General features: G+C 51.2%; 3 protein-coding genes. All 3 read right to left on the bottom strand.

Translation table 11 applies throughout. From position 1 onward, the window contains the following. Positions 1-149, bottom strand: a 149-nt coding sequence (locus tag NW820_RS01010) for a CRISPR-associated endonuclease Cas1 (RefSeq protein ID WP_414406443.1), incomplete at its 3' end; no start/stop codon positions are given. Beyond that, complete coding sequence (gene csx18, locus NW820_RS01005; RefSeq protein WP_414406442.1) at positions 149-448, bottom strand: CRISPR-associated protein Csx18; 300 nt, start codon at positions 446-448, stop codon at positions 149-151. The genes NW820_RS01010 and csx18, both read right to left, overlap by 1 nt. A gap of 29 nt (positions 449-477) precedes the next feature. Continuing rightward, a partial coding sequence (locus tag NW820_RS01000; RefSeq protein WP_414406441.1) for an RAMP superfamily CRISPR-associated protein occupies positions 478-2052 on the bottom strand: 1575 nt, incomplete at its 5' end.

Below are 2052 nucleotides of genomic sequence, written 5' to 3'. Positions count from 1 at the left end.
GTGGTGACCTGGGATCGGCCAAAGATTAAAATTTGCTCCAGCAAGGGTAGAGGCACCTCCTGCAAGAGCGACTCGCCCAAATAGACCATTACGAACTCTTGCTTAAGGCTTAGCCTACACCCCTGCTGAGAGACATATAAAGTTCGCATTATTCGTCATGACGACGCAGATCTTCAGCGCCTCGCCTCTGATCTATGGCATTGCCGGGTTTAGAGCGGCCACGCTCCGGTAAAATCTCAACATCAATTTCAGGACTTGACAAGAAATCCATCACGATCTCGGCCAGACTGCCCGAAAAGAAGCTGGCAATCGTGACAAGAATGGTATTGGTAATCACGGCTGCCAATCCCAAAGGAGCAATTAGCAGGATGGCCAGCGTGATCGAGCCGTTGACCACAGCTGTAACAAGGTTTCTAAGAACTTTGGCATTGATCCTCTTTTTGGACATTTTATTCCTCCAGAGATTCTCCAAGATCTCTACTTCAAGGGCCAGATTATTCCAAAATCATCAGCATTTTTCCTGAGCTGTTCAAGATAACTTTTCCTAGGATTCACCGTTGCCCTAAAAACGGTAACCACCTGATAGTCATCCAAATCTGCAATCCAAACAGGGGACGGCGTGCCTGTGTCGCCGCAGAGAAACTTGTCGTATTTTCCTGGCGCTATCTTGCCTACCTTGTGCAAAACAGCCAAAGCATAGGGCTTATTAAACTCTTCTGGGCCGCTGCAGACTACAATCCTGCAATGGGCATCCACAGCTTCAGGACACTTTTCTTTGCTGACCTGACCAAAGCTCCTGGGATTGCTGGGATCAATGGCCTGCCCAGTCAAAACCTGGAGTGCTTCAAAAAAGCCCCGCAGCCGCTTCTGAAAGAGTTTCTGGAATTCCTCTACCGACTCTGGCAGATTCCAAAATGAATCTTCGGAGTTGGGAATGAGGGTGGATCCCCGCCACCAAGGAGCTCTACCGCGGTCTTGGCGAGAGTAGCAGGGCCTTCTTGCCCCCTGGCCAATACCTCCCAGATGAAACAGCATCCAGGTCAGATTCCGAAAGAGCTTTTGCACTGCTTCCTGCTTCTCCTTTGAAGCATGGTTGTAGCACTCCTCAGAAAGGCTGAGAATGAGGATCCCTTCTTGCTGTCCAGCAGGCTCCCCCCTTCCCGCTTGGTTGGGTTCCGGCTCTGGTTGAGTTACTCGCCCCTTCAAAAGATCCACATGGATCCAGCCATGTTTTTGCTGGGGAGTGATGGCCCCAAAAAGTTGCCCCTCCCATTCCTGCACCTGCTTCACGGGCAAAACACCCAGGGCAAAGGTTCGAAACCAGTAGCGCAGCATGTTCTTAAAGGCTACCGGTCGGACTTCGGCAATTGATTTGTTGTCATACCGGTTCTTATCAGGTCTCCAGTTGACCACTTGCCGCCCGTGGATCAACTGACCCTCCAGCTCAAAAGGCAGCCGCAAGAATTCTCCCTTGTATTGAGATAGAGTTTTGCCAGTTTGAATCAGCCGACCGTAGCCGGTATTGACTTGGGATCCCACTCCTTGCTCCAGCCCGCGGATGAGCCATTCTTTCACTTGGGCTAACATCTCGTCGGTGCAGCCTGGCCCTTTACGCAGGCCAATCAAAAAAGTGGCTTGCTTGAGAGAAAAGAAGAGGTTGGGATTAGGTGAGTATTCAAGATTTTGACCGTTCCACTTCCAGATATTATTGGCAATATCGACAGCTAGACCTCCTGTTCTGGAATTATCGGGATCCCCTTGTCTTTGAGTCTTGGTCGGCACAGGGTAGGCATCCAAAAAGATCACCTTGCCAGCACTATCTTTGTCCTCAGCTTCTAGATGCCCAAGCCAGGGTGCCACTGCTTTATCCGCCTCTTTCCAAGACAGATTGCGCTTCCGCATCAACTCTCGAATAGCCTGGGTGCGGGCTACCCCCCGCAAGGTGGAGCTGGGAATGTAAGGGATCCCCAAGTGATCAAAAGCGGGCAGCAGCATGCTTTCCGGGCCTTTGGCTCCACCCACCCGAATTCGCCAGGGACAGGTGACCTGAAA

It is taken from the genome of Synechococcus sp. R55.7 (assembly GCF_047461955.1).
In the GTDB taxonomy this organism is placed as follows: domain Bacteria; phylum Cyanobacteriota; class Cyanobacteriia; order Thermostichales; family Thermostichaceae; genus Thermostichus.
The sequence above is the reverse complement of the archived record's forward strand: the minus strand, read 5'-3'. Positions and strand labels throughout refer to the sequence as shown.